Source organism: uncultured Amaricoccus sp. (genome assembly GCF_937891315.1).
Lineage (GTDB): Bacteria > Pseudomonadota > Alphaproteobacteria > Rhodobacterales > Rhodobacteraceae > Amaricoccus.
In genome coordinates this window covers 1-6,279 of record NZ_CALAGI010000148.1, presented here as the reverse complement: position 1 = coordinate 6,279, position 6,279 = coordinate 1, and the positions used below count along the sequence as shown (strand labels likewise).

Below are 6,279 nucleotides of genomic sequence, written 5' to 3'. Positions count from 1 at the left end.
CCCAGCCGCGCGTTCGGTGCCAGGCGCGGATCTCCGCGACGCTGACCGGCCGCCCGGCCGGCGTCGCGGTGCAATGCAGGATGATCTCATCGATCGGGCGCGCAGCCGCCGGCTGCCGCGCGATAACTTCGGCGGGTGTCATGGCGCTTCCTTCGGGCGGGAGGGTCTTGATCGTGTCTTGATCGGGTCTTGATCCAGCGCGGATCTCATTCGCCCGCGCGGCGGTTCGAAAATCCGCGATGTCCCGGCGCGCTCGGCGGCGGCCCGGGCCAGCTCCTACTCGGGGCGGCGCAGCAGGGCCGAGACCAGCCCGTCGAGGCGGCTCGACATCGCCCCCACCTGTGTCTGGAGCGCCCCGAGCGTCGCAAGCACGCTGCCCTCCTGCGCGGTCTGGGCGCGCACCCGATCCTCCAGCGCCGAGACGCGGCGGCCGAGCTCCCGCGTCGCCTCGTCGCTGTTCTTCGCATAGCCCTGCAGCCCATCCTCGAGCCGCCCGATACCTCGCTCGACGCGAAGCGCGGTGCGCCAGACGAAGAGGACGAAGCCGGCGAGAGCGCCGACCAGCGCCAGCGTCTCGCCGGTGCCAAGCGGCCAGCGCGCGATCCACTCGATCATGGCATCTCTCCATCAGCGCCGGAGGGAGCGTCTCGGCGCAGGTCCTGCTCTACACGCCCGAGCCGCCGTTCGACGCGGCGCGCGCCGCTCCGCACCACAATCGCGGCACCGAGCAGGCAAGCCGCGAGCGTCAGGCCGGCCACCAGATAATCCATCAACACACGCGCTTTCTCTATGGGGTGACGCAAATCTCTTTTCTCCGCGACGCGGGTATGGATCAACCCTGAGGCGATCAACTGGGAGCCGTGCATGTCAAGTAGTGGAGAGCGATCCGAACTGCGCCGCCGCTGAAGTTGCCACCGTTGGCCGTCAACCGGACCGCCGTATCGGCATAGAAGGCGGTCGGCCCGATCACCCCGATATTCGAGGAGCCGGCGGAGACGCCGAGGGAGCCGCCGAATTTCGAGGTCTCTCCGACGATGCCGCAACTGAACGAGGTCGCGCCGGTGATCGCGGTCGTCACGCGCGTGGAGACCCCGAGCAGCACCGCGCGATCGGGGATCAGAACCGTCGAATCGCGGCTGGCGCCGGAGAGTCCGGACAGGAGTTGCTCCGCCACGGCGACCCCGACCGCGCCGCCGGCGGCGCCGAGCGCGAGCGTGACGCTCGATGACAGACCGATATAGCCGAGCGCGTTGACCAGCGGTTCCCACGAGGTGCCGGTCCAGATCACCGCCTGGCTCTCGTCCTCGACCCACGCGATCCAGCCCGAGCGGGGCACGAGGCGCATCCATGCCCCATCGACCCAGAGCGCGACGCTCGATGCCCAGCCGCTCCAGGCGCCGGTCGGGCTGCCGGCGACGATGTAGCGCGCGCCCTCGGCCGGGCTGCCGGGCGGGGCCGCGAGGTGCCGGTCGAGCACGGCGAGCTGCGTGATCCCGTCGAGCAGCCGCAGCGCCTCGTTGTGGGTCACGTGCTTCTGCGACTGGCTGGCGGCGATGAACGGCAGGTCGAGATGGGCGGTCGGCATGGGGCGTATCCTTCAGAAATAAAGCGTCTCGACCGGCGCGGGGCCGCGGGCGACGACGGCGGAGATCTGGGCGACCCGAACATCGAGCGTGTCGCCCGGCCCGAGCGGCGCGCCCCAGTCGGCGGTCTGCTGCGCGGCGGTATAGACCACGCTGGTCGTGTCGGCGGTGAAGGCGCGGACAATGGCACCGCCGTCGAGGATCTCGACGTCGTAGGCCTCCTCCTCCTCGGCGAGCAGCACCCCGTTCTCCCAGTTGTCCGCGCTCAGCACGCGCGACCTCCGGACCCACGAGATGGTCAGATCACCGGGCACGCGACCTCGCCGCCACGGCTGGCTGATATGGACGACCGAGAAAGGTCGCAGACCGGTCCCCCTCGGGGTGAATGCCTGCTCGGCATAGGCGCTGTCGGTGACCGGGCGCCGCGCCGGACCCACGCGCCAGTCCCACTCGCCGCCGAGGTCCGCCTCCGACACCGGCACCTCCGCGAGCGCATCGTCGAGCGCTACGACCCGGGCGCCGGCGGCGACGACGTCCGCCATCGCATGTTCGCTGCCGCGCTGCCCGCGCAGCAGGTTCGTCAGGCGGTAGCGACCCGGCGACACGAGCTCGACTGTGCGCGCCTGCACGATCTCCCACCGGCTCGTCCCGGAGCGCACCGCGAAGGCGTTGGCGCCCCGGAACAGCGCGCGCTCGGTGACGCTCGTCAGCGTGCCGGACTCGAGATCGACGAACATCGCGTTCCCGTAGTCCCAGCGCCAGAGCGGGCCGGAATACAGGTCGAACGCCAGCACGCCCAGCCGGGCCGGCCTGGTGAAGGTGGTCAGGCGCTCGTAGGCGTCGTCGCCGGCGTCGCGCCATACGGCCATCCGGCCCGGCCACGGGCTCACGGCGGCGGCGACGAGTGGCCGGATGGGGGTCTGGTCCTCGGTCAGGATCGGCAGGTTCAGGAACACCACCTCGGGCGCCGGGAACAGGACAGGGCTGCGCAGCCGTACCTGACGGGCGGTCCCGGGTGGCAGATCGTAGACCTCACGGTCCTGCCGGATCGCCTCGAGGCTCCGGGCCTCGCCGTCGGCGATGCGCGTGATCCGCAGGTCATAGCCGCGCCCGTCATGGGCGAGCCGGACCACGTCCGTCGGGTCGAGCGCGAGCCGCGAAGGCGGCAGCGTCATGGTGGCAGTCTCGCGTCCCGTCCAGGCTTCCATCAGCGCCCGCCGGCAGCGCCGGTCGGTCTCTTCCGGTGGCACGGTAATCGGGAAGGTCTCGCTGCTTACCCGGGCCGATTCCACGGTGATCCGCCGTGCCTCGACAACGACGCTGTCGAACTCGTCGTCGCTTCGGCTCACCTGCCATTTGAGCGCCTGCGGCAGCTCGGTCTCCTGGGCGCGGACGATCTCCACCACCTCCGCGCCCGGGCTCGCCTGCGCCAGGTCGTCGGGGGTCACCGTCAGCACCGGCTCGCGACCGCGCATGACGAAGCGGATCGCGCCCTCGCTCTCGCAGGCGTCGAACCCGAAATGCCGGCCGAGCATCGCAAGCGACGTCCTCGGCGACTCGAGGCCGGAGATGACGTAGCCGTCGACCGCCCCGTAGAGCGCCGACACGTCGCAGCGCTCGACCGGCAGGCCGGCGCGGACGCAGAGGTGGCGCACCAGCGCCGCGAGCGAGACCGACCCCAGCCGTCCTGTCAGCCAGTGGCCGAGGCGCCAGTTGGCGGCGTCGGCCCAGACATCCTCCTTCTGGGGGAAGAACGGGTAGGGCCGCGCGTCCCACGTCCAGGCGGCGCATTCCGCCACATCGAGCATGCGGCCGGCATATTCCCCGGACTCCGGGTTGTTGTCGTCGTCCGACCAGTAGAGATACGTCGCCTCCAGGTAGGCGCGCTGGATCGCGGTGTCCTGCCAGCCGCGACTGAAATAGGGCACCCAGCTCTCCGACGATTTCGGGTCGACGAACACGTTCGGCTGGTTGGGACCCCGGTCGATCGCCGGGCAGCCGAGCTCGGTGAACCTGATCGGCTTCGATTCCGGCTGCCAGGCCGTGGAGGATCCGGCTTCGCTCCCGCCCGGGCGATTGTAGTGGTCGTTCGACCACCAGCGCCGGACATCCTTGTACCGGAACACCCAGTGCTTGCCTTCGGCGCCGTCGGTGATCGGGGTCCGGATCTGCGCGGCCCGGTCGGCGTCGCTGGCGTAGAACCAGTCGAACCCCTCGCCGCCCTCGATGTTGGATCGCAGGTAGTCGCGATCGTAGATCGTGGCCCAGCCGGCGGCGAAGTCGGCGTGCTCCGTCCCGTCCCGCCAGTCCGAGAGCGGCATGTAATTGTCGATGCCGACGAAATCGACGTCGTCGGCCCAGAGCGGGTCGAGGTGGAAGAAGACGTCGCCCGAGCCGTCCTGGGGATGGTGACCGAAATATTCGGACCAGTCGGCGGCGTAGCTGATCTTCGTCCCCCCGCCGAGGATGGTCCGCACGTCCCCGAGCAGGTCGCGCAGTTCCTGCACGGCCGGATAGGTCGAGGCGCCCGAGCGGATCTGCGTCAGTCCGCGCATTTCGGAGGCGATCAGGAAGGCATCGACCCCGCCCGCCGCGTCGCAGAGATGCGCGTAGTGCAGGATCATGCGGCGATAGCCCCAGTCTTCCCCGCCGGTCCAGGAGACGGCCGTGCCGCTCACGGCGAAGTCCGACGGCGCCGCCGCGCCGAAGAAGTTCGCCACCTGGCTCGCGGCGCCCGGCGTCTTGTCGACGGTCCCGTCGTAGCCCGCCGCCGGCGAGCAGGTGATCCGCCCCCGCCACGGGAACGTTGCCTGGCCGGATCCGGCCGCGTCGTCCGAATATGGGTCCGGCAGCGCGTTGTCGGCGGGGATGTCCATCAGGATGAACGGGTAGAAGGTGACCCGCAGGCCGCGCGCCTTCATCTCCTGGATCGCCTGCACCACGGCGAAGTCCGCCGGCGTGCCGCCATAGAGCGGCCGGTCCTGGTCGTCGGTGCTGACGAGGTGCGCGGCCGCGCGGGTGACGCCGTTCACCACCCACGGCCGCGAGGTCGTCTTCGCGGGCAGCTCGACACCGGGCCTGATCTCGCAGGCCCCGGCGCGCAGGTCGCTCCCGAACCAGGCGACGACCAGGCTGACGCTCTCGACCGCCGGGGCCAGCGCCTCGAGGCGATCGAGGGACACGACCATGTCCGCCACGGCCTCGGCCGTGTGCGCGTTCTCGGTTGCCGCCCCGTCGTCCTTCCGGACCTCCTCGGTCGCATAGATGAATTCGCCGGTCGCCGGGATCAGGGTGACCGCTGGCACGAGGCCCTCGGCGACGTCGGCGTCGGCGAGCGGCCGGAATACCTCGAAGGTGATCTGCGGGATCCGGTTGCCGTATTCGGTCACCGGCAGGTCATCGAAGACGACATAGGCCGTGCCGCGATAGGCCGGGGTCTCATCCTCGCCCATCGCATCGACGATCGCCGGGTCGGCGCCCTGTACCTCGGTGCCGCGGTGGAGCCGCCAGGTGACACCGGTCAGGTCCATCAGGTCGCCATCGACCCAGACGCGACCGACCCCGGCGATCGGGCCCTCGCAAAGCGCGACGGCGAAGGACACGAAGTAGGTATATTCGGTGGTTGTCACGCCGCCGCCGCCGCCCTTGCCGCCGCCCTGGGTTTCCGTCGAGACCTCCTCGCGGAAATCGGTCGCCCAGATCAGGTTGCCGCCGAGGCGCGCGGCCCCGAAGACTCGCGGGATGACCATTCCCTCGGTCGAGGACGTCAGGCGCAGACCGTCGAGCCGCTGGCCCTCGTAGCGCTGGCCGGGTTGCATGGAGGCGATGACCCAGCTGTCGACCATCGAGCCGACGGCGGAGCCGATCATGCCGCCGATCGCCGCGCCGCTGAGGCCGAGGACCGTTCCGCCGACGGCGCCGCCGATCGCGGTGCCGACGGCGCCGAGGACCAAGGTCGCCATGGATCAGCCCTCCGTCGCGGGGAACAGGAAGGCGAAGGCGATGCGACGACGCCATGGACGGTCGAGGTCGATCTCGACCACGCCCCGACGCTCGTAGGCGTGAATGAAGCGCGCCGGCGCCGAGACGATGCCGACATGCTTCGCGATCGCCGCGTGGTGCATCCGGAAGATCAGGACCGTCCCGGGATCCAGCGCGACAGGATCAACCTCGATCATCGCCGTGCGCGCTCCGTCCGCGACGAGCTCGTGCGACCCCGCCTCCCCCCAGCCGCGCCCATAGGGTGGCAAGGCGAACGGCTCGGGACCGACGACCTCGCGCCAGACGCCGCGAGCGAGCCCGAGGCAGTCGCAGCCCGCGCCGATCAGGCCTTCTTCGACGGACCGTCTTCGGGCCTCAGCATCAGCCGGGTCACGCGTTCGCCGCGCTTGAGATGAGTCTCGAGGATCTCGTCGATGTCGGCGGTGGTGCTGGCGCGATACCAGACGCCTTCGGGATAGATCACGAGCGTCGGCCCGAGCTCGCAGCGATCCAGGCATCCCGCCTGGTTGATGCGCACGTCGGCGAGGCCGAGCTCCTTGGCACGCGCCTTCATGTAGTTGCGCAGCGGCTCGGCGCCGCGCTCCTTGCACGAACCGCGCTTGTGGCCGGCCGGGCGCTCGTTCACGCATGCGAAGACATGCGCTTCGTAATAGGGCTTGGGATCGTCGGGACGCGACGGCATCGAGCTGGTTCT

5 protein-coding genes and 1 pseudogene are annotated in these 6,279 nt (G+C 70.3%); all 6 read right to left on the bottom strand.

Annotation, left to right across the window (positions count from 1 at the left end; genetic code table 11):
* Nucleotides 1-276 precede the first annotated feature (276 nt).
* Nucleotides 277-615 carry a hypothetical protein gene (locus Q0480_RS14685; protein ID WP_299134038.1) on the bottom strand — a complete coding sequence of 113 codons (339 nt, stop codon included), beginning with the start codon at nt 613-615 and terminating at the stop codon, nt 277-279.
* Nucleotides 612-770, bottom strand: a complete 159-nt coding sequence (locus Q0480_RS14680; protein ID WP_299134037.1) for a hypothetical protein — start codon at nt 768-770, stop codon at nt 612-614. The genes Q0480_RS14685 and Q0480_RS14680 overlap by 4 nt, the downstream gene beginning before the upstream one ends.
* A gap of 77 nt (nt 771-847) precedes the next feature.
* Entirely contained in the window at nt 848-1,585 is a 738-nt protein-coding gene (locus Q0480_RS14675; RefSeq protein WP_299134036.1) for a DUF2793 domain-containing protein, read from the bottom strand.
* Nucleotides 1,586-1,597: 12 nt separating this feature from the next.
* Nucleotides 1,598-5,545, bottom strand: a complete 3,948-nt coding sequence (locus Q0480_RS14670; RefSeq protein WP_299134034.1) for a glycoside hydrolase TIM-barrel-like domain-containing protein — start codon at nt 5,543-5,545, stop codon at nt 1,598-1,600.
* 3 nt (nt 5,546-5,548) lie between these two features.
* The gene (locus tag Q0480_RS14665; RefSeq protein ID WP_366940870.1) at nt 5,549-5,908 is read right to left on the bottom strand and encodes a peptidase; all 360 of its coding nucleotides are present in this window, start codon (nt 5,906-5,908) and stop codon (nt 5,549-5,551) included.
* Nucleotides 5,908-6,279: pseudogene (locus Q0480_RS14660) on the bottom strand (hypothetical protein); the annotation flags it as partial. The gene Q0480_RS14665 and the pseudogene Q0480_RS14660, both read right to left, overlap by 1 nt.